This is a genomic window from Acinetobacter sp. CIP 102129 (assembly GCF_000368305.1).
Lineage (GTDB): Bacteria > Pseudomonadota > Gammaproteobacteria > Pseudomonadales > Moraxellaceae > Acinetobacter > Acinetobacter parvus.
The window spans coordinates 710992-732779 of the sequence record NZ_KB849340.1 but is presented as its reverse complement, the minus strand read 5'-3'; the positions used below and the strand labels follow the sequence as shown (position 1 = coordinate 732779).

The 21788-nt window shown below is 42.7% G+C and carries 18 protein-coding genes and 1 tRNA gene; 5 read left to right on the top strand and 14 right to left on the bottom strand.

Translation table 11 applies throughout. The annotated features are described in order from the left end of the window. Positions 1-111 precede the first annotated feature (111 nt). Positions 112-197: transfer RNA gene (locus F973_RS07580), tRNA-Leu, on the top strand. Between the two features lie 234 nt (positions 198-431). Here F973_RS07580 and pgaD read toward each other — a convergent pair. The 9 genes from pgaD to F973_RS07535 form a co-directional block, all read right to left on the bottom strand. Beyond that, complete coding sequence (pgaD, locus tag F973_RS07575) at positions 432-848, bottom strand: poly-beta-1,6-N-acetyl-D-glucosamine biosynthesis protein PgaD (RefSeq protein ID WP_004760968.1); 417 nt, start codon at positions 846-848, stop codon at positions 432-434. A 32-nt stretch (positions 849-880) separates the two neighbouring features. Beyond that, the gene (gene pgaC, locus F973_RS07570; RefSeq protein ID WP_004760966.1) at positions 881-2137 is read right to left on the bottom strand and encodes a poly-beta-1,6-N-acetyl-D-glucosamine synthase; all 1257 of its coding nucleotides are present in this window, start codon (positions 2135-2137) and stop codon (positions 881-883) included. Positions 2138-2150: 13 nt separating this feature from the next. Beyond that, positions 2151-4148, bottom strand: coding sequence for a poly-beta-1,6-N-acetyl-D-glucosamine N-deacetylase PgaB (pgaB, locus tag F973_RS07565; RefSeq protein WP_004760965.1), 1998 nt, complete (start codon positions 4146-4148; stop codon positions 2151-2153). 247 nt (positions 4149-4395) lie between these two features. Then, positions 4396-4797, bottom strand: coding sequence for a hypothetical protein (locus tag F973_RS07560; protein WP_004760963.1), 402 nt, complete (start codon positions 4795-4797; stop codon positions 4396-4398). A gap of 378 nt (positions 4798-5175) precedes the next feature. Beyond that, positions 5176-5517 carry an FKBP-type peptidyl-prolyl cis-trans isomerase gene (locus tag F973_RS07555; protein ID WP_004760962.1) on the bottom strand — a complete coding sequence of 114 codons (342 nt, stop codon included), beginning with the start codon at positions 5515-5517 and terminating at the stop codon, positions 5176-5178. 30 nt (positions 5518-5547) lie between these two features. Beyond that, entirely contained in the window at positions 5548-6078 is a 531-nt protein-coding gene (locus tag F973_RS07550; protein WP_004674913.1) for a YaeQ family protein, read from the bottom strand. A gap of 88 nt (positions 6079-6166) precedes the next feature. After that, complete coding sequence (locus F973_RS07545) at positions 6167-7168, bottom strand: CobW family GTP-binding protein (RefSeq protein WP_034431184.1); 1002 nt, start codon at positions 7166-7168, stop codon at positions 6167-6169. Positions 7169-7354: 186 nt separating this feature from the next. Further along, positions 7355-8242 carry a KPN_02809 family neutral zinc metallopeptidase gene (locus F973_RS07540; RefSeq protein ID WP_004760959.1) on the bottom strand — a complete coding sequence of 296 codons (888 nt, stop codon included), beginning with the start codon at positions 8240-8242 and terminating at the stop codon, positions 7355-7357. 31 nt (positions 8243-8273) lie between these two features. After that, positions 8274-9197, bottom strand: a complete 924-nt coding sequence (locus F973_RS07535) for a DUF808 domain-containing protein (protein WP_004760958.1) — start codon at positions 9195-9197, stop codon at positions 8274-8276. A 189-nt stretch (positions 9198-9386) separates the two neighbouring features. On the opposite strand from F973_RS07535, the gene trpS reads away from it, so the two are divergent. From trpS to F973_RS07515, 4 genes are all read left to right on the top strand, one after another. Beyond that, positions 9387-10400: a tryptophan--tRNA ligase gene (gene trpS / locus F973_RS07530; protein ID WP_004674920.1), complete on the top strand. Its 1014-nt coding sequence runs from the start codon at positions 9387-9389 to the stop codon at positions 10398-10400. Positions 10401-10820: 420 nt separating this feature from the next. Continuing rightward, positions 10821-11021: a dodecin family protein gene (locus F973_RS07525; protein WP_004674921.1), complete on the top strand. Its 201-nt coding sequence runs from the start codon at positions 10821-10823 to the stop codon at positions 11019-11021. A gap of 238 nt (positions 11022-11259) precedes the next feature. Next, on the top strand, positions 11260-11904 hold the full coding sequence (locus F973_RS07520) for a YqiJ family protein (RefSeq protein WP_004760956.1): 645 nt from the start codon (positions 11260-11262) through the stop codon (positions 11902-11904). Between the two features lie 31 nt (positions 11905-11935). Beyond that, on the top strand, positions 11936-13642 hold the full coding sequence (locus F973_RS07515) for a flotillin family protein (protein WP_004760954.1): 1707 nt from the start codon (positions 11936-11938) through the stop codon (positions 13640-13642). A gap of 91 nt (positions 13643-13733) precedes the next feature. On the opposite strand, the gene sucD is transcribed toward F973_RS07515, so the two are convergent. The 5 genes from sucD to F973_RS07490 all read right to left on the bottom strand — a co-directional run bounded on the left by sucD (position 13734) and on the right by F973_RS07490 (position 21482). Then, positions 13734-14624, bottom strand: a complete 891-nt coding sequence (gene sucD, locus F973_RS07510; RefSeq protein WP_004681499.1) for a succinate--CoA ligase subunit alpha — start codon at positions 14622-14624, stop codon at positions 13734-13736. 14 nt (positions 14625-14638) lie between these two features. Further along, complete coding sequence (gene sucC / locus F973_RS07505; RefSeq protein WP_004674927.1) at positions 14639-15805, bottom strand: ADP-forming succinate--CoA ligase subunit beta; 1167 nt, start codon at positions 15803-15805, stop codon at positions 14639-14641. Positions 15806-15941: 136 nt separating this feature from the next. Then, positions 15942-17375 carry a dihydrolipoyl dehydrogenase gene (gene lpdA, locus F973_RS07500; protein WP_004760952.1) on the bottom strand — a complete coding sequence of 478 codons (1434 nt, stop codon included), beginning with the start codon at positions 17373-17375 and terminating at the stop codon, positions 15942-15944. Positions 17376-17433: 58 nt separating this feature from the next. Continuing rightward, positions 17434-18642, bottom strand: coding sequence for a 2-oxoglutarate dehydrogenase complex dihydrolipoyllysine-residue succinyltransferase (gene odhB, locus F973_RS07495; protein WP_004674931.1), 1209 nt, complete (start codon positions 18640-18642; stop codon positions 17434-17436). Beyond that, positions 18642-21482, bottom strand: a complete 2841-nt coding sequence (locus F973_RS07490) for a 2-oxoglutarate dehydrogenase E1 component (RefSeq protein ID WP_004760951.1) — start codon at positions 21480-21482, stop codon at positions 18642-18644. Before F973_RS07490 ends, odhB begins: the two co-directional genes overlap by 1 nt. Between the last annotated feature and the right edge of the window lie 306 nt (positions 21483-21788).

Below are 21788 nucleotides of genomic sequence, written 5' to 3'. Positions count from 1 at the left end.
GTTTGTCCAAGTTTGGTTTTATCCGATAAATACATGAATTGACTGAAAAGAAAGCAAATACGTGGTTTTACTCTTGCCAAGTTTTCAAGTGTCCTCTATTATTGCGCTCATGCCCGAGTGGTGAAATCGGTAGACACAGGGGATTTAAAATCCCCCGCCCACAAAGCGTGCCAGTTCGAGTCTGGCCTCGGGCACCATTTTTCAGCAAATGGAAATATAGTCAAATCATTATAAAACTAATACAAATAAGTCGATGAATTATTTCGAGTTTTTTTCGAATCCTGTATGAATAATAAAGTAGTTTGACTATATGGTGCTAAAAATTCCAGCTTAATGCTGGTTTTTTTATACCTGAAATTTAGGAATATAAAAAAATGCCTTAATTAAAAAACCAAGGCATTCAATATTATTTTCAGGCTCAAACAATAAAATTATTCCACACGGATAATTTTACCATTTTCATCGTGGTGTACGGTGGTGACTTTGTTCTGACGCCCCAACTGGATTTCCTGTTCAGGCAATTCAAAATAGCGCGCATAATCAGGCAGTGATTTTTCCACCACATGCGTTTTATGCACACGTTTTGCAGGTAAAAAACCCCATAGCAACAAGGCAACAGCACACAATACTAAAGCCGTTACGCCCTGCTCAATGCCATCACCAAAGGCTTCAACCAGACGTTGTGCCAGGTAGGTTTTCTTAATCTCCACCAACACCCAAACCAGAATAAATGGTCGCCATAGCAGCAGCCAGCCTGCCCACATCATTGCTGTCGTTGTTGTTGATGCATAACGTTTATGCCATGGGAGCTGGCGACGTAAATCAATAATCAAACTGTTTGCTTTCATTGCTCTTTACCCAGCAAAATGAATCTTTAGATTCAACGAATACCACGATCAGGACTGATCCAGCGGGCACGTTTTCCATCGTTGCGTAACAGCACTTTTGGAAAGGCGATGATTGTAGCAGTAATCGTAATTAACCAGAATACAAATGGGTACCAAATCATCCAATAATAATTTTTCCCTAAGCTTGGTTCATAACGACTATCCATCCATTTGCTTAAAGCAAACTGAATTAAACAGGTAGCACCCAATAAAATTCCGCTGCCATAGGGCAAGAAAGGCGAGCTGACTACAGTAAGTGCATGAATTGGAAAAATAAAATGCAATAGCCACATCACCGCCATGATCAACATTAAGTATGACCAGACTAATGTCAAACAAAGTTCTAGCATTAACGGCCATAAAAAGTTCAGCTTAGGCTTAAAGAACACGTCAATATTTTTGACCAGCACCTGTGCCCCACCCATCGCCCAGCGTAAACGCTGTTTCCATAAACCATTCAGGGTTTCTGGCATTAAAATCCACACCAGTGCATTTGGTTCAAAACGGACATCCCAGCCTGCGCGCTGTAATTTCCAGGTGATATCAATATCTTCAGTCAACATATTGGGTGACCAGTAATCCACCTGATGCACCGCACTTTTACGGAATGCGGTAATCACACCCGATACCGTGAACAAGCGCCCAAAGGTGCGCTGGGCGCGTTTAATCATGCCCACAATTGAGGAAAACTCCCCAACCTGAATCCGCCCTAATAGCGTTGAACGGGTACGGATACGTGGATTTCCCGTTACCGCTGCCACAGTCGAATCTTCAAGGAAATGTCGCATCATCCACTTGGCGGCATGTGGGTCAAGCAAGGCATCGCCATCAATACCAATCAGGAATTCAGCATCGGTCATCAGGCTGCCTGCCTGCAAGCCCATTGCCTTACCCTGATTCTGGGCCAAATGCACCACCCGCAATTTTTCATACTGGCTTGCCAGACGGTCTAGCACCTCGCCCGTGTTGTCGGAACTGCCATCATTGATTGCAATCACCTCAAAATCTGGATAGTCCAGTTGCAAGGCATGGCGAATGGTTTCATCTGCATTTTCCCTCTCATTAAAGCAGGGAATCAGTACCGCAACTTTAGGATAGCGTGGCAATGCGGCTGGTTGCTGGTAAGGTGGGTCCTGACGCTCTTTCCAGTAAAAAATCAGTGCCCCAATCATCCATAGATATGACATGAACAATGGATAATAGAACACAAACTTAATGGCTGACGACCATAATAAAGCAATCCAACTCATTGATATGACTCCATTATGGGACAAGCTGAGAGGACTTTAACCCAAATGCGTTATGCATGGTTTTTACCTCTGGGTGATCCTGAATTGGGTCATCTGGATAATACGCAATATGCATTGCCCCTTGTTCATACAGGGACTTGATGGTTGCCGCCATCTCTTCTGAGGGAACTTTCTGGTCATTGCGCCAGTTGGTTGCCTGTAGTTCCATCACCATTTTCTTAATGCCATTCGGATATTTCTTGACCCGATTTAAGATATCAGTGTAGAACTTGTCAGGATTTTTCACCTGTTCCATATAGGGCATGGCCATAATGGCGGTGAAATCATAACGGTTAAGCGATTCCTCCAGAGACTGGGCATACCAGTTTTCTGCGTATGGATTCAGCGCAACCTGTGCGTACAGATTCCGTGCAGTCATTAAATAGGGCTGATATTGCCGCACCTCTCCTGCAAGCTCCATTGCAAAGTCATCCAGATAACGGGTTTTAAAGGCCGTCCATTTTTGCAGGTCAGCATCATTGTTGCGTATTTTGGCAAGGTCGGTTGGCAATCCCTGTTTTGCATAAGCCGCCAATGCTTCTGGGCTGGCATCTTCATAGTCAGACAAAGTGACATCATCATGGAACAGCAGACCATCAAATGGAGTTGATTTCGCCAGGTCCCGATAAATTTCCTTAATGGTCTGCCGAGCTTCTGGTGAGAATGGACTTAAACGGATATAGCCCATATTTAAATGCTCACCTGATTTGCCCTGCTGGGTTTCAACCAGCTCATCTGCAACAGGGTCTTCTTTTGGTAATTCCCACGCCAGTAACGGCATCCACGCATATAAACGCTGTACCTGTGTTCTGGTCTGAATTTGCCAGGCCACGCGGTTAAACAGGTCTGCACGCATCGGGATATGACGGTTCGGGAAATACACCCTATCTGCCGAACCATTGGCATCGGGGTCAGAAAAAGCCTGTAGATAAACGGTGTTTACGCCCATACCATTAATTCGATCCAGTAAATGTCCCAGATTACGTTCCTGTTGCTGCGGATCAGGATCATAGATATAGTCTAAATCGACATGCATGATTTTTTGCGGACGATTATTGTCACCGAGGTTCAGTTCACGGTTCTTGATTTCCTGTGCAAGTGCACTGGTCGACATATTGCCCTGAATCAAAATACGGCTCATATTCTGAATGGATTGTTTGGCCTGGTCTGCCCCATCATCCAAGGTAATGGTAATCGGCATGCCCAATTCCTTGGCGGTTTTGACCAACTGCATATTGTAGCGGCCATAAGGCCAGACCATGACCCGCGGTGAACGTAGACCATGTGCCTTTAACAGGTCATTATTCTTTTTTAGGTCCTGATAGACACGTGCCTGATAATCGGCATCATTTTCATAACTTTTGCTTTTAGTATCATAAATGCGGGTAATGGCGGCAGGCTCCAGATTACCCTGTGGATTGGCATTAACCCCCTGATGCAGATGATAACTGTGACTGGCAATCTCTACCAAACCACTATTCTGCATCTCCTTAAGCTCGTCCCAGCTCAAGATTTTGTTCCTTGCGATGCTTTCCCCACCAAAATCCACATTCTGGTTTTCTTTCGGTTCCAGCCATGAACCGACCACAGCCAAAACCACAGGGATTTTTTTGGCACGAATTACGGGATAGGCATTTTGATAGAAAGATTGATAGCCATCATCCACCGTCAGTAATACAGGTTTACTAGGCAATTTATACTGGCCTTGATGGGCCTTGATCAGTTGATCCACATTAATAAAATGGAAGCCATTATTCTTTAACCAGTCAATATGTTGACTAAACTGCTGTGCAGTAACCGCATAACTTGGGATCAGTGCATCTTTATGCTCTGTGATTTCATGATAACCAATGACGGTTAACGTTGTCGCATCAATTTTTGGATTTGCCGCAAAAATGGGGGTGGTTGCAACCACACCCAATACAAGACCGAAAAATGTTTTTAAGGTCGGAGACACTAAACGTGTTGTCATAGAAATATTGTCTCGATACAGGAAAGTCGCTGGGGACGAAGCAGGCATGAATGGTCTTAGGATTTAGGCAACATCATAAGCATTCTAGCGTGTCAGCTGGAAGTAAGGATTGTATTTATAATTTTGCAAACTGAAAATAATCTTAAAAGTGTATATTATGAAATTTATCGTAAAATAATAGATATGATGGAAATACAATCATACCCCCAACCCTTGTGACGGTTAGGAGTATAAAACGCTATACAGACTAATATTCAATAGACTGGAAATTTGGATTTTCTGATAGCTGCTGTAAATAGTAGCGTTCTTTCTGGTAGAAATATTTACATAAACGGTTGACCCACTCACCACGGCGGAACGTCAATATTTTTTTATGGATACCATCATATTCCAGCAGCACAACATTGCGGTCATCTTCGGATGAAGCCAGACGGGTAATCTTATAATTATGAGGTGCATGCTGGTGAGCAGGTTGCAGGGCCCTTACGATTTCAACTTTATAATCGCCATCAATCCAGTAATGCCGATCCATAAGCGCCTGTTCATTGACCCAAAATCCTGTTTGCGCCCCATCATGCGTATCAATCAGGAAAAAATGGTCCAGCTCTTTTAACAACTCTGATGCAGTGATATCCAAATAATCATTCATATCATACCTCTACTCATTCAAATTTTTATCGCTTGCCTGAGGCAATTACAGCATTTTTATATTTAAGCAACTATCATACGTGACCAAGCACAACCCTAATAGTGACCTTATAAGAAATTTGCCAAATTTTAAAATATGATTTTTTGTTCAGCACATTGTCATTTGCAGGGAAATTGCTCTTTGAACTCAAAGATATACAGGACTGTATAGAGAATCAACCATTTTTCCCAGAGTATGAAAAAAATAAGATAAAAAAGAAAGTCATTTAAAATCAAAAAGTTATTATACAATTATTAATAATGTTTTATATAACTGATTTTAAAGTGATTTAGCATAAATTCAAGCCTAAACCACTTTATTGTTTCTACAACGAACGGTCTATTCGTCGCGTGTCTTGACATCAAAAAGCTCAATTTCAAAGGTCAGGTTTGAGTTGGCAGGAATAATTTTTCCCATCTTACGTTCCCCGTAAGCCAAGTGTGCAGGAACAATCAGTTTGCGCTTGCCGCCAACCCGCATTCCCATAATGCCCTGGTCCCAGCCCTTGATCACTCGTCCAGCGCCAATCACGGTTTCAAAATAATTACCACGGTCTATTGAAGAGTCAAACTTGGTTCCATCTTCCAACCACCCTGTATAATGGGTGGTAATCAGGGCGCCTTTTACAGCCTCTTTACCCTCACCCACTTTTAAATCAATAATCTGTAATTCCGCACTCATCGCTCTCTCCAAATTTCTTTCAGTTCAACATTATTGCAATTGTTGCCACTGGATGTCGACCTGTCCCTTGTCACTGAGCAAAGTCCATTCACCATCCATGATATTCAGTTGCAACTGCATGGTACGTTCACACAATTGTTCAAGTGCCTGTGTGGTTTGCGGAGCCAGTTGCCAAACCGAGACATTGCCGAGTGTCTTGATTTTGGTATTTTTCTGCCACCAGTCATCTGCCTGCGAACCATAGGCAATCACGGCAACTTTCTTGCAACGCGCACTAGCCTTCTTTACTTTATCTTCCGATGGACACCCAACTTCAATCCATTTTTCCAGCAACCCCGTCAGGTCTTTCTGCCATAAGGCTGGTTCATCGGTTTCAAACAGGTCTTTGGTGAATTCCAGTTGCTCATCCGCATAACGCGCATAGGCGAGAATACGCACCATTAAACGTTCAATGGTTTCTGATGGATGTAATGCCAGCGTCAACTGGTAATCCGCATAGATATGCTCATCCATATTGGCAATATTCAGGTCTGCCTTATATATTGTTGCTTTTAACGCCATAAATGGTGCTCTTAAATATAGTGTGTTCAAATTTGGCGCTAAGCATACTCTATTTTATAGGACAACATGAGCCAATTTGACCAACTGGTTATCCATCTCTATTGATACGACACGCCAAGAACTGCGTTTCAAATGCCAACCAATCCTGCTGGACTTGGGTAATGATTTCTATTCGGTTATCAATACTTTCTTCCGCCGACTTATAGTTAAACTGTTGAGGATTAAAATTAAAGCTTTTCCAGCCCTGATCGGTATTAAAAATTCCCTTGATACGCACCCAGTCTTGCTGGGCACACAATAGGTCTAATAAATCATAAAAATTAAACTGCCAGCGCTTTGGTAATTTCCAACCTGCCACGGTATAGCCCTGGGCAGTCTCGACATAATGATAAGGCAGTTGCTTGATTTCCTGTTCCTGAACGGCGGCCTGTGTTTTTTGCAACTTTAATAAGGGCTGAATTTTACGTTGGACAGGCTGTTGGGCAATATCAATTTTTTCAAGCTCGACCTGCCCCTGCTCAGTCTCAAACCAATGTTGCACATAGGTCTGGTATTCCTGTTTTAACGCCAGATAAGCTTGGTGGTCAGCCTCATTCATCAAATCAATATGTGAGATGACCACGATTTGTGCCGCTTTCAACTGATCGGTATATAAGTTCTGCTGCACCCAGTCTTGGTCATGCAAACGGCTGCCATCCACAACCACCACCAAGGCCCGCATCGCCAGACTGCTTTGCCAATGGGGTTCTGTCAGTTGTTCCAGCAATTGTGCGGGATGCCCTAAACCTGTGGGTTCTATAAATAGTCGGTCTGGTTTGCTTTCACTTAAAAGACGCGCAAGCGCAATTTGCATGGGTAACTGACTACTACAACATAAACAACCACCCAGCAACTCCTTGACAGCATAGCCCTGTTGTTGACTAATTAAGTGCTGGTCAACACCGATTTGACCAAATTCATTCATCAATACCGCCCACACCTCATGTTCAGGCTTTTGGCTCAGTAAATGTTGCAGTAGCGTGGTTTTACCCGCCCCTAAAAAGCCAGAAATAATATGGGTTGCAACGGGTTGAGGTGCAATAAATTTCACAGTGTCTGACAGGTGCAAAAGATTTATTCTAACGGCAAAGTTGCCCATCAAAAAGTAACTTTAGAGATTTTATGGTGATTTACCATAAAACAAACACATCAACACACTTACCTAAAGTCTATAACAATGACCCAAACCCATTCATTCACAATTTATATTTTCAAATAAGGATGAAATACCTTTAAGTTACTTAAAGGTATCACACTGATTGATATCACCCGATTTCAGTCCCAACTGAAACCAATGCATACGCTGCTCACTGGTACCATGTGTGAAACTATCAGGGACAACCTGTCCTGTGGCACGTTTCTGCAAATAATCATCACCAATCTTTTGGGCAGCATCCATCGCTTCCTCGATATCACCCTGCTCTAGAAATTGTGTACGCTGCTGGTTCTGATGTGCCCAGATTCCTGCAAAACAATCCGCCTGCAATTCCAAACGTACTGAAAGCTGATTGCCCTGTGTCTGACTCATTTGTGAACGCGCCTGCTGCACCTGAGAGGAAATCCCCAATAGATTTTGAATATGATGACCGACCTCATGTGCAATCACATACGCCTGAGCAAAGTCACCCGCCTGATCCTGACGGGAAAGTTCTGTTTGGTTCTGTTCCCCAGAGATACCCATTTGCTGGCGCATCTCTTTAAAGAATGAGGTATCAATATAGACTTTTTGGTCTGTTGGACAATAAAACGGCCCCATTGCCGCTTGAGCCGTGCCACAACCAGAACGCACCACTCCATTAAACAGCACCAATCTTGGTGGTTTATAGGACATGCCCAACTGTTGAAAGATAGGAGTCCAGGTATCTTCTGTATCTGCCAGAATGGTTCCGACAAAATCACTGGCTTCTTTCTGGTCGCCAGTCAGGCTTTGTGGCGCACTGCCCTGTGAGGATTGCGCACTAGTCACAGCCTGGGTCGCCTGATAAGCCTGTTGGGGGTCAACCCCAAAAAACTTCCATGCAATAAAAGCAACAATAAGCCCCAGTATACTAATTCCGCCTGCTTTTGCCCCGCCACCACGACGGTCTTCAACATTGATACTGATTCGACGATCTTTCCAGCGCATAGTGACCTCACATGATTATATTGTCCAAGATTTAAGCCGAAGCCTTTGACCACACTTTTTGAATCAATCCAACAATGATGAGTACAATGGCACCTGCAACCAGACCAATACCCAAATTAATCAAGGTAGGTGTCAATGCGCCAATAACTGAACCAATGCTTGGAATCAGTTCCATATGGTCTACCGTCTCTTCAGTAAAATGATGCAGTAATGGAATGGTATGGCTAATAATGCCACCACCAACCAAGAACATTGCAACCGTTCCAACAATGGAGAGTGTTTTCATCAACACAGGGGCAAAGGCCAGCAAACCACGCCCAATCTTATTTTTAAATTCAGATGCCTGTTGGGTTAAATATAACCCGAGATCATCAATCTTGACGATCATGGCAACAAAGCCATACACGCCAATGGTCATCCCAATGGCAATAACGCTTAATACAGTCACTTTAGTCATAAATGCTGCTGTTGCAACTGTACCTAACGAAATTACCACAATTTCAGCGGATAAAATAAAATCGGTACGAATCGCACCTTTCACTTTTTCTTTTTCAAACTTGACCAGATCAACTTCAACCTGTTGCAGGTTTTCACTCGCCTGTTCGGCTGTTTTGGCTTTTTTGTGGTGCAACATATGCACAACTTTTTCTACACCCTCATAACAGAGGAATAAGCCACCAATCATCAGCAAGGGATTAATCAACCACGGCGCAACCACGCTGATTAAAAGTGCCAGTGGAACAAGAATCAACTTATTCACAAAAGAGCCTTTGGCGACACTCCAGACCACTGGCAATTCACGGTCAGAACGCACACCACTCACTTGCTGGGCATTCAGCGCAAGGTCATCCCCCAATACCCCAGCAGTTTTTTTGGCTGCCATTTTGCTCATCACGGCAACATCATCTAAAACTGTCGCAATATCATCCAGCAATAATAATAAACCACTCGCCATTTTTATGTCCTAGTTTGTATTTATACGGCTATTGTAAAGTGGATTAAAGCCATTTTTATATTGATATATTGAAAATTCTTTGCGTATTTTTTGTAGGCATGTTTTACAGAGATTACCCGCATTCCTGCAATATACCGTACAATATGCTGCATTAAATATTTATCAAATGACTGAATCTTGGAACATATCATGAGCAATGCTGATCAACGTCCAATAATTTTGACAGGCGACCGCCCTACTGGACAACTTCATCTTGGACACTTTGTCGGTTCATTACGCTCTCGTGTAGGCCTACAGGACAGCCATCATCAGCACCTTTTACTGGCCGATGCCCAGGCTCTGACGGACAATGCCGATAATCCAGATAAAGTTCGCAACAATATCCTACAAGTGGCTCTCGATTATCTGGCAGTCGGTATTGATCCAACCAAAACAACCATTTGTGTGCAGTCATGTTTACCTGCCCTGAACGAACTCACCATGCTTTACCTTAACTTTGTCACTGTGGCACGTCTGGAACGCAATCCAACCATCAAGTCAGAAATCCAGATGCGTGGTTTTGAACGTGACATTCCAGCAGGGTTCCTATGCTATCCAGTGGCTCAGGCGGCAGACATCACCGCATTCAAGGCAACTGTGGTGCCTGTGGGTGAAGACCAGATTCCAATGATTGAACAAACCAATGAAATCGTGCGCCGTATCAACCGTCAAATCGGACAGGATTTATTACCTGAATGTAAGGCGCTGTTATCCAATATGGGACGTTTGCCAGGTTTTGATGGCAAAGCCAAAATGTCTAAGTCATTGGGCAACACCATTGTCTTAAATGCTTCAGACAAAGACATCAAGAAAGCGGTCAATGCCATGTATACCGACCCAAATCACTTGCGTATTGAGGACCCAGGTCAGGTTGAGGGTAATATTGTATTTACCTATCTGGATGCCTTTGATCCAAACAAGGAAGAGGTTGAGGAACTCAAGGCACATTACCGTCGTGGCGGTTTGGGTGACGGAACAGTTAAAAAACGTTTAGAGGGTGTGTTAAAAGAATTGATTAGCCCAATTCGTGAACGTCGTGAAGAATTGGCTAAAGATCCTGATTATATTATGGATATTTTGAAACAAGGCACTAAAAAATGCAGAGATATCACACAACAAACCTTAGATGAAGTAAAAGCGGGCTTGGGTTTATTTAAATTTTAATTTACGTTACTTTTACCACAAAAAAGCCCATATTTCTGGGTTTTTTTAATTAACTCATGGATTTAAGTCTAATTTAAGAACTACCCAATAAAATTTATAACTAACAATTTTCGTCACTTATTAACATCTATTAACAGTAGTTAACATGAATACCTATGAACTTGGTTAAGTTTTTTTATATGATGACTATGTAGATTAGAAAAAACTAATCTTATGATATTTCTCCTTTTCATCGGAACTGTTTTACAGATTCGTAGTTCTACGCAATGATCACCCCAATCATTGCGTTTTTTTTATGCCTATTTCTCGATTGTGAAAACATGTAAGTTTTTAGCAATAAAAAGTTAATTATAGCGGTCTAGCTGATTTTTTGATCTATGATAATTTTTCAATAACTACCACACACTGAGAGAGATTATTATGTCCATTGCTAAAGTCGTCGAAGTCAATTCTAGCAGCAACAAAAGCTTTGAAGATGCAATTCAAACTGGGATTGCTAAAGTCACTGAAACGGTCAAAAATGTTCAAGGTGCTTGGATCAACGAGCAGAAAGTAGTGATCAAAGACAATAAAATTACTGAATATCGCGTGAATTTAAAAATTAGTTTCCTTGTTGAATAAAAAGATTTTATCTTTTAAAAATCCCCGTTTGGGGATTTTTTTATAGTGACAATGTCGACAATATTTGATCATCCAAAATGATCAAACAGATTATAAAATCATCTTTTATTCATCTGCCAGAGCATAGCAATCAGAACGATTTAAGTTGAAATTCACCCCCATTCGCTTTACTCTTATAACTGTTTTATTTTTATAAAAATTTTATTAATTATCTCAAAAAGATATAAGAGTAATGCAAATGATATGGGACTTATTAATCCATCCATCAAATATTGTTTTTAGCATTTCTTTAATGCTATGCCTGTTTATTGGCGTACTTGAATTCATCTTGCTGCTGTTTGGGGGTAGCTCAAGTTTTCTCGAACAGTTTTTACCAGATAGCCTCACCGATGTAGACCATGCCGATGTTGGAGTGGATCATCCAGAGAATCTCTTTACCCAATTACTGGAATGGCTGTATTTAGGCAAGGTTCCCTTACTGATCTGGCTCATTATTTTCTTAACTGTATATGCCTTAACAGGCCTGATCATTCAGGATATCTTCTTCCACCTAACCAAACATTACCTGTCTGCATGGATTATTGCACCTGCCTGTGTGTTTCTGTGTATGCCCATCGTGCGTATCAGTGCTGCGCTCATCACCAGGATTATTCCCAAAGATGAAACCACAGTTATTTATAGTGAAGACTTGATCGGCAGGACAGCCCAAATCATTTTAGGGGATGCCAAACCCAACTCCCCTGCACAGGCCAAAGTGAAAGACCAGTTTGGTCAAACCCATTATGTTTTGGTTGAACCAGAACTCGACATTGTTTTTCAGCAAGGACAAGAGGTTATTTTGACGCAGAGAACCAAGATTGGTTTTCAGGCAATTTCGATTTAATTTTTATATTGGATGATACGAGGGCATTTAAATGTTTAATTCAGCATTGACTGAAATTTTAATTATTACAGGTGTTATTTTTGCGGCACTGATTTTTATAGGGATTATTATTGCTCGCCTGTACACACGTTCCAGTAAGGAAGTGTCTTTTGTACGCACAGGCTTTGGTGGGGAAAAAGTAATTTTAAATGGCGGGGCAATTGTTCTGCCTGTATTGCATGAAATTATTCCTGTAAACATGAATACCTTGCGTCTGGAAGTCAAACGCGCTGCTGATCAGGCGCTGATTACCCGTGACCGTATGCGAGTGGATGTCATGGCTGAGTTTTATGTTCGGGTAAAACCAACAGGTGAATCCATTGCAACTGCGGCACAAACGCTAGGTCGTAAAACCATGTCGCCTCAGGAATTGAAAGACTTGGTTGAAGGCAAATTTGTTGACTCCCTACGTGCCGTTGCAGCTGAAATGGCGATGGAAGAACTGCATGAAAAGCGTGTTGATTTCGTGCAGAAAGTTCAACAGGTGGTATCAGAAGATTTGTCTAAAAATGGTTTAGAGCTTGAAACCGTTTCATTGACAGGTCTAGACCAAACCAGCTTTAAGTTCTTTAACCCTCAAAATGCCTTTGATGCTGAAGGTTTAACCAAGCTGACCGAAACCATTGAAGACCGCCGTAAAAAACGTAACGACATTGAGCAGGATGCTGACCTGGCGATTCGTGCGAAAAATCTGCAAGCTGAACAGGCAAGGCTACAAATCTCTCGTGAAGAGGAATACGCCAAGCTACAACAGGAACGTGAAATTTCAATTCGTAAAGCGGAACAAAGTGCTGAAATTGCAGCGCAGGAAGCAGCTAAAAAACGTGAAGCAGAAGAAGCCCGTATTGCTGCTGAACGTGAAGTTGAACTGAAACGGATTGCTTCCGCACGTGATGTGGAAAATGAAAACATCCAGAAAGCTCAGCTCATTCAAAAAGCGCAGGTTGAGCAGAAGAAAACCATTGAACTTGCAGAGCAAGATCGTGCCATTGCTATTGCAGAAAAGTCCCGCGCTGAATCAGAAGCCAAAGCCCAAGCAGATAAAGCCCGTGCCGAAGCAGTAAAAGCAGAGGAAGAAGTTGTGACTGTGCGTGAAACACAACGTGCGGAACGTCAAAAAGCGGTTGAACTGGTTGCAGCCAAACAAACCGCTGAAAAAGAAGCAATTGCCATTACCGTTGCTGCCGATGCAGGTAAAAAAGCAGCTGCTGATGAAGCCGAGGCAATACGAATTGGTGCAGAAGCCGAGGCTGAAAAAGTACGTTTAAAAGCCAAAGGTGAAGCGGATGCCAAAATCCTGCTTGCTCAGGCATTGGAGAAACAATATCAAGTCGATGCAGAGGGTGCTCGGGCAGTGAATGAAGCAGCCAATACCCTTTCTGCTGAACAGGTGGAAATGCAAATTCGTTTAGCCTTGCTCAAACACTTACCTGAAATTATCCGTGAAAGCGTTAAACCAATGGAAAATATTGATGACATCAAGATTTTACAGGTCAATGGTTTAAATGGTTTTGCAGGTGGTTATGTATCAGGTGAAACAGTTGAAAACACCCAAACCTCTTTGTCTGATCAGGTTGTGAATAGCGCCCTACGCTATCGTTCACAAGCCCCTTTGATTGATAGCTTAATGAGTGAACTTGGCTTACAAGGTGGTGATATTAATGGTTTAACTCAAGGATTGAAACCAAAAGCGGAGTAAGTGTTTAATATCCTCAAACTGAGACTTATTAAATGACAATAAAAAACCCCGATGTTTCCATCAGGGTTCTTTAAAGATTAAAATCAACGAATTACGCCAAACCTTTCTCTTTCAAAACTTGTAGCATGGTTGAACCAAGCTCTGCAGGGCTACGCGTGTAAGCCATACCTGCTTTTTCAAATGCAGCGAATTTCTCTTCTGCTGTACCTTTACCACCAGAAATGATCGCACCTGCGTGACCCATACGCTTACCTTTCGGTGCAGTTACACCAGCGATATAACCTACAACTGGTTTAGTCACGTTAGATTTGATGAATTCAGCAGCTTCTTCTTCCGCTGTACCACCGATCTCACCGATCATGATGATTGCATCAGTATCTGGATCGTCTTGGAACAATTGAAGCGCTTCAATCTGATTCATACCTGGGATTGGGTCACCACCGATACCGATACAAGTAGACTGACCTAAACCAAGCTTGGTTGTTTGAGCAACAGCTTCATAAGTCAATGTACCTGAACGTGAAATGATTCCAATACGACCTGGTTGGTGGATATGGCCAGGCATAATACCAATCTTACATTCACCTGGAGTGATCACGCCTGGACAGTTAGGACCAACTAAACGCGTACCGTTACCGTTAGTTTCTAAGTAACGTTTAGCTTTAAGCATGTCGATGGTTGGAACACCTTCAGTGATCACAACAATTAAGCCAACACCTGAATCAACCGCTTCAACGATCGAATCTAAAACGAATGGAGCTGGTACATAGATAACAGATGCATCTGCATTTGTTTCACGTACAGCTTCTTTCATTGTGTTGAATACTGGTAGGTCAAGGTGAGTCGTACCGCCTTTCCCTGGAGTAACACCACCCACAACTTTTGTACCGTAGTCTAAAGCTTGCGCAGAGTGGAAAGTACCGTTTTTACCAGTAAAACCCTGTACCAATACTTTAGTGTCTTTATTAATTAATACGCTCATGATTGATACTCTCCTTACGCCTTAACTGCAGCTACAACTTTTTCTGCGGCATCAGATAAACCGTTCGCAGAAATTAATTTCAAACCAGATTCATCAAGTAATTTAGCACCTAACTCAGCGTTGTTCCCTTCTAAACGAACAACAACAGGTACAGTGACATTTACTTCTTGAACCGCTGCAATAATTGCTTCAGCAATCATGTCACAACGTACGATACCACCGAAGATGTTAATTAAAACACCTTGTACAGACGTATCAGCAAGGATGATTTTGAACGCTTCGATTACGCGCTCCTTGGTTGCACCGCCACCAACATCAAGGAAGTTTGCAGGCTGACCACCATAAAGTTTGATGATATCCATCGTTGCCATTGCAAGACCAGCACCATTCACCATACAACCGATATTACCCTCTAAAGCAACATAGTTAAGGTCAAATTCAGATGCTTTTAATTCACGCTCATTCTCTTGCGATTTGTCACGTAAAGCAGCAACTTCTGGTAAACGGTAAAGCGCATTAGAGTCGATACCAACTTTTGCATCTACACATAAAATCTCGCCATTTTCACGAACTGAAAGTGGGTTGATTTCAAATAATGCAAAATCATTTTCTACAAATGCCTGGTAAGCAGCAGACATGATTTTTACAAATTGACCGATTTGCTTGTCTTTCAAACCTAAAGCAAACGCAACTTCACGTGCCTGGAATGGTTGTAAGCCAACGAGTGGATCGACTTCAACTTTAATAATTTTTTCAGGTGTTTCTTCTGCAACTTTCTCGATTTCTACACCACCTTCGGTAGAAGCCATGAAAGTAATACGACGGCTAGAACGGTCTACAACCGCACCCAAGTAAAGCTCACGCTCAACTGGATAAACGTCTTCAGCAACAATAATGCTGTTAACAGGTTGACCATTTGCATCTGTTTGATACGTTACAAGACGAGTGCCAATGATGTTGTTTGCAAATTCGATTACATCTTCTTTAGATTTCGCAACTTTAACGCCGCCAGCCTTACCACGGCCACCTGCATGAACCTGCGCTTTCATTACAGCGAATTTACCACCAAGCTGTTCAAATGCAGCAACTGCCTCATCTGCATTTGTTGCCAAAATACCTTCTTGTACTGGCATGCCATATTTTTTTAATAACGCTTTAGCTTGATACTCATGTAAGTTCATTTAGTTACCTACTATGTTGTTTATTGTGGTACAGCCTAAATATTCTTAAAACCAGACTGCTACATATTGAGTAAATGATTGCCTTATAAAACCAATCACCATCATTTAAAAAAGTGTGGCGAACCACACTTTTTGTTTACTTACGCTTACGTTGAATGGCGTGGATTGCACGACCATCAACAGCAAGCGCTGCTTCATGTACAACTTCTGCGAAAGTCGGGTGACCGAAAGTCATCAACTGTAAATCTTCTACAGAAGAAACAAACTCAAGCGCAATCATGCCTTGGTGTGCGATATCAGATGCGTTTGGACCCACAACGTGCATACCTAAAAGACGGTCTGTTTTCGCATCAGCAACGAATTTCACAAAACCAGCCGTATCACCAGCTGCCAATGCACGACCATTCACCGCAAACGGGAATTGGCCTGCTTTCACTTCATGGCCTTTTTCTTTGGCTTGCTCTTCAGTTAAGCCCACCCAAGCTGCTTCTGGATGGGTATAGATTATGCTGATGATGGTGTCATAGTTCACTTGAGCAGCATGACCGTGGATACGCTCCACTGCCATTACACCCTCTTCCATTGCCTTATGTGCAAGCATTGGACCGCGTACCAAGTCACCAATCGCATAAACACCTTCAACAGAAGTTGCACACCAATCGTTTACTTCAACTAAGCCACGTTCAGTCAGTTTAATACCGCAATCATCTGCCAATAAACCTTCAGCATAAGCACGACGACCTACACAAACGATCAATTTATCGAAAGTTTGTTCTTTGTCTTCACCGCCTTGGGTATATTTAACAGTCACTTCACGACCATTAACATCAGTACCTGAAACTTTGGCACCGAAACGAATATCTAAACCCTGTTTTTTCAAGATTTTTTGATATTCTTTCGCCAATGCTTTGTCCGCCATTGGCAAGAATGTATCCAGTGCTTCAAACACAACCACTTCTGAACCAAGACGGCGCCATACTGAACCCAACTCTAAACCGATAACACCTGCACCAATGACACCAAGACGTTTAGGAACTTCTGGGAATTTTAATGCACCAGTAGAATCAACAATTAAGTCTTCATCAACTGGAGCTACTGGAATATTGACAGGTACAGAACCCGTTGCAAGGATCACGTACTTCGGTTCTAAAACCTGTACATCACCTTCAAACGGTGTGAATTCTACTTTTTTACCTGCAAGTAATTTACCAGTACCTTGTAACCACTCGATACCATTACCTTTCAGTAATTGAGCAACACCACCCGTCAATTGATCTACAACTTTGTCTTTACGTGCCAACAAAGTGTCTAGATCAAATTTAACTTCACCTGTGGTGATACCATGTTCAGCAAGTTCGTGAACGGTTGCTTCATAGCGGTGGGAAGAGTCAAGCAGTGCTTTAGATGGGATACAGCCCACATTTAGACAGGTACCACCTAAAGATGGCTTACCGTTGTGGATACGTTTTTCGATACAAGCGACTTTGAAACCAAGTTGTGCAGCACGGATCGCTGCCTCATAACCGCCAGGTCCACCGCCAATAACAACAAGATCAAACTGTTGAGACATTTTTATCTCCAAAGTCCCATATAAAGGATCACTTTATATGGGAGATATATTTCTAGTATTAAAGGTCAAGAATGAGTTTAGCTGGTTCTTCTAACAATTCTTTGATTGTTACCAAGAAACCGACAGCTTCTTTACCATCGATTAAACGGTGGTCATAAGAAAGCGCTAAATACATCATTGGCAAGATTTCAACTTGACCATTCACCGCCATAGGACGTTCCTGGATTTTATGCATACCCAAAATCGCAGTTTGTGGCTGGTTTAAAATAGGAGTTGAAAGCAATGAACCGAATGTACCACCATTGGTAATCGTGAATGTACCACCAGTCATTTCTTCAATTGACAACTTGCCTTCACGTGCTTTCGCAGCATAACCAGCAATGCCATTCTCAACTTCGGCATAGTTCATACGGTCAGTATCACGGAGAATTGGCACAACCAGACCACGGTCAGAAGAAACCGCTACACCAATGTCATAGAAACCGTGATAAACGATATCATCACCATCAATCGATGCATTAACCGCTGGATAACGTTTTAACGCTTCAGTGGCAGCCTTAACAAAGAAAGACATAAAGCCTAAACGCGCACCATGACGCTTTTCAAAAGCATCTTTATATTGCTTACGCATTTCCATGATTGGCTTCATGTTCACTTCGTTGAACGTTGTCAACATTGCAGTCTGTTGTGTAGCTGCCAATAAACGCTCAGCAACACGTTTACGTAAACGAGTCATAGGAACACGTTTCTCGATACGCTCACCTACAGCAACGCTTAATGGTTGAACTGATGCAGCAGGTTTAGCCTGATGGCTGGCAACATCTTCTTTCGTGATGCGACCACCACGACCTGTACCCTGTACATCAGCCGCATTGATGCCTGTTTCAGACAATGCCTTACGCACAGCAGGAGCCTGATCCTGCACGGGAACTACTGGTGCCGCACCTGCTTGAGTATTTTCAACAGCCTGCTGCACTTGAGCAGGCGCTGCACTTTGCACTGCCTGAGTATCGGCAGCACCAGAAACAGCACCCGCCTCAAACTGTGCGATCACTTCATCAGATAAAACAGTGTCCCCTTCATTTTTGATGATTGCAACTAAACTACCGTCAGCTGGAGCAACCACTTCTAAAACAACTTTATCGGTTTCAATGTCACAGATCACTTCATCACGTGATACAGGTTCACCTACTTTCTTGTGCCAGGTTGCGATCGTACCATCAGCAACTGACTCTGGAAATACCGGTGCTTTAATTTCGGTTGCCATTATTGAGAATCTCCTGATTGTTCAGCTTCAATTGCTAGTGCGTCATTGACGAGCTGAGCTTGTTGTTTTGCATGCAAGTATGGTGAGCCACAGGCAGGTGCGGCAGATGCTTCACGGCCTGCATAGCTAATGCGAATTTGTTTACCAGATTTAAGAACATCTTCGTATAGACGAGGAACGATAAATAACCAGGCGCCCTGATTCTTCGGTTCTTCCTGCGCCCAGACAAGTTCCTGGATGTTTGGATACTGAGCCATGACTTCAGCTAAACGCTGTTCTGGATATGGATACAACTGTTCGATACGAACAATCGCAATATGATCCAAACCAAGCTCACGACGTTTTTCCAGTAAATCGTAATAAACCTTACCGCCACAAAGGACTAAACGCGTCACATCAGCTTTATTGATGTTATCAATTTCATCAATCACAGTCTGGAATGAACCATTTGCCAACTCATCTAAAGTCGAGGTCGCAAGCTTATGACGCAACAATGATTTTGGTGACATGACAATCAAGGGCTTACGAATCGGACGAACCGCCTGACGGCGTAGCGCATGGAAAATCTGTGCTGGTGTTGTTGGTGTCATCACCTGCATATTGTCTTCAGCACATAGCTGTAAGAAACGCTCCAGACGTGCAGATGAATGCTCTGGTCCCTGACCTTCATAACCGTGTGGCAACAACATGGTGAGACCACATACTCGCTCCCACTTAGTTTCACCCGAAGCGATAAACTGGTCGATCACCACCTGTGCACAGTTTGCGAAGTCACCAAACTGGGCTTCCCAAATAATCAAGCTCTTTGGAAGCGTTGTCGCATAGCCATATTCAAATGCCAATACTGCCAATTCAGACAATAAAGAGTCATATATAGCAACGCGTGGTTGGTTCTCTTTAATGTGGCAAAGTGGAATATAAGTTTTACCATCGACTTGGTTATGCAGTTTTGCATGACGGTGTGAGAAAGTACCACGACCAACGTCTTCACCAGTCAAACGCACAAGATACCCATCATCCAACAAAGATGCGTATGCCAAAGTTTCAGCTGCACCCCAGTTTAGTGGCATTTCACCCGTTTGCATTTTCATCCGATCATCAATGACTTTCTGAACCTGACGCTGCAATACGAAACCTTCAGGCAAAGTATTTAAGGTTTTTCCAAGTTCTTTTAAGCGGTCAATATTGACACTGGTATCCCAGACATCGGTATATTCATGACCCAGATATGGAGACCAGTCCACAAACATCTTCTTGTTCGGCTGAGTCACCAATGCGTTCGCCACATGATTACCTGCTTCAAGGTCAGCGCGGTAATCCTCAACCATTCTGTCTGCACTTGCACGATCAAGAATTTGCTGTTGAACCAACTGATCAGCATAAAGTGTACGCGTGGTGGCTTTTTTATTAATGATCTGATACATCAATGGCTGTGTTGCGGATGGTTCATCCGCTTCATTATGACCACGGCGGCGATAACAGAACAGATCAATGACAACATCTTTACGGAACTCATGACGGAAATCATGGGCGATTTGAGTCGCAAAAATTACAGCTTCAGGATCATCCCCATTGACATGGAAGATCGGTGCCTGAATCATTTTTGCAACATCGGTACAGTATTCGGTAGAACGGGCATCACGTGGATCAGAAGTGGTAAAACCAACCTGATTGTTCACAATAATATGAACAGTACCACCAACCGTATAGCCACGAGTCTGTGACATCTGGAAAGTTTCCATGTTCACACCCTGACCTGCAAATGCCGCATCACCATGAACAATCAATGGTAAAACATCATCACCACCGATATCCTTACGGCGAACCTGACGCGCACGCACCGAACCTTCAACCACAGGTCCCACAATCTCAAGGTGCGATGGGTTAAATGCCAGTGCCAAATGCACTTCACCACCTGGTGTCATTACATTTGAAGAGAAGCCCTGATGATACTTCACATCGCCAGAACCTTTTTTGTGCAGGCTTTTGCCTTCAAACTCACCAAAAAGGTCGGCAGGGTTTTTACCCATAATGTTGACAAGCAGGTTAAGACGACCACGGTGTGGCATCCCGATCACAACTTCTTTACAGCCTACACTACCTGCACGCTGAATGATTTCGTTGACCATTGGAATAAAGGACTCACCGCCTTCAACACCAAAACGCTTCGCGCCAACAAACTTATTACCCAGATACTTTTCCAGACCTTCAGCAGCCGTCAAACGCTCCAGAAAGCCTTTTTTCTGATCAGGGCTGAAGTTGAATTTACCGCGCGCACCCTCTAAACGTTGCTGAATCCAGCGTTTTTCCTTAGTGTCAACAATGTGCATATACTCTGCACCAATTGATCCACAGTAGATAGCCTCCATTGCCTCAACCATTTCAGCCAATGTCGCTTCTGCTTTGCCAATCGCGAGGTTGCCTGTATTAAATACAGTATCTAAATCAGATTTAGTTAAACCATGTGCAGATAAATCAAGATCTGGAACTTCTTCACGTTTCGCAAGACCTAATGGATCAAGTTTGGCTTTTTGATGACCACGGTTGCGGTAAGCAGCAATCAGTTGCAATACACCAATTTGACGACGCTCATGTTCTGTACTTACAGTGCTTTGTACAACAGGTTGAACCCGGTTTGAATTACGACCCAAAAGGAGGAATTGCTCGCGCACACTGCCGTGTGGTTGATCACCTTTAGGGTATTTATCGAAATATTCACGCCAATCCTCTGACACTGAGGTTGGAGAAGTTAGGTACTGTTCGTAAAGCTCTTCAATATACGCTGCACTATCAGCGGAAAGTTCAGTGTCAAGACGCAGTGCGTCAGCAACTTCTTGCATTTTTGGACCCATTTCCTATTGCAAAAAATAATACAGGTTGCCTTTTAAGCATACCCATGATTCATAGCGTCAAATTGGTAACGAGACACTACTACCCAAGATCATCCAACCCTGAGACATTATTACTACACATCAGGAGTATTCCCTTTGATGTAACAAATGAGCCATGCACTTTCAATTCAAAGCACATAACTCATTTTCATACTCGATGAAATCGAGCAATTTTTTGCAAATCATTTTAGAAAAATTAAATAATTTTTTAACTTTTCTAAATTGACTTTTTAAAAGTAATTTGCATAAATTCAT

Excerpts from the sequence above, each read along its gene's own strand:
- lpdA (WP_004760952.1), bottom strand. The coding sequence starts at position 17,375 with ATGTCTCAACAGTTTGATCTTGTTGTTATTGGCGGTGGACCTGGCGGT.
- F973_RS07525 (WP_004674921.1), top strand. The coding sequence starts at position 10,821 with ATGTCCATTGCTAAAGTCGTCGAAGTCAATTCTAGCAGCAACAAAAGC.
- F973_RS07515 (WP_004760954.1), top strand. The coding sequence starts at position 11,936 with ATGTTTAATTCAGCATTGACTGAAATTTTAATTATTACAGGTGTTATT.
- F973_RS07535 (WP_004760958.1), bottom strand. The coding sequence starts at position 9,197 with ATGGCGAGTGGTTTATTATTATTGCTGGATGATATTGCGACAGTTTTA.
- odhB (WP_004674931.1), bottom strand. The coding sequence starts at position 18,642 with ATGGCAACCGAAATTAAAGCACCGGTATTTCCAGAGTCAGTTGCTGAT.
- F973_RS07490 (WP_004760951.1), bottom strand. The coding sequence starts at position 21,482 with ATGCAAGAAGTTGCTGACGCACTGCGTCTTGACACTGAACTTTCCGCT.
- trpS (WP_004674920.1), top strand. The coding sequence starts at position 9,387 with ATGAGCAATGCTGATCAACGTCCAATAATTTTGACAGGCGACCGCCCT.
- sucD (WP_004681499.1), bottom strand. The coding sequence starts at position 14,624 with ATGAGCGTATTAATTAATAAAGACACTAAAGTATTGGTACAGGGTTTT.
- F973_RS07555 (WP_004760962.1), bottom strand. The coding sequence starts at position 5,517 with ATGAGTGCGGAATTACAGATTATTGATTTAAAAGTGGGTGAGGGTAAA.
- F973_RS07550 (WP_004674913.1), bottom strand. The coding sequence starts at position 6,078 with ATGGCGTTAAAAGCAACAATATATAAGGCAGACCTGAATATTGCCAAT.
- F973_RS07540 (WP_004760959.1), bottom strand. The coding sequence starts at position 8,242 with ATGCGCTGGAAAGATCGTCGAATCAGTATCAATGTTGAAGACCGTCGT.
- pgaB (WP_004760965.1), bottom strand. The coding sequence starts at position 4,148 with ATGACAACACGTTTAGTGTCTCCGACCTTAAAAACATTTTTCGGTCTT.
- pgaD (WP_004760968.1), bottom strand. The coding sequence starts at position 848 with ATGAAAGCAAACAGTTTGATTATTGATTTACGTCGCCAGCTCCCATGG.
- F973_RS07560 (WP_004760963.1), bottom strand. The coding sequence starts at position 4,797 with ATGAATGATTATTTGGATATCACTGCATCAGAGTTGTTAAAAGAGCTG.
- pgaC (WP_004760966.1), bottom strand. The coding sequence starts at position 2,137 with ATGAGTTGGATTGCTTTATTATGGTCGTCAGCCATTAAGTTTGTGTTC.
- sucC (WP_004674927.1), bottom strand. The coding sequence starts at position 15,805 with ATGAACTTACATGAGTATCAAGCTAAAGCGTTATTAAAAAAATATGGC.
- F973_RS07520 (WP_004760956.1), top strand. The coding sequence starts at position 11,260 with ATGATATGGGACTTATTAATCCATCCATCAAATATTGTTTTTAGCATT.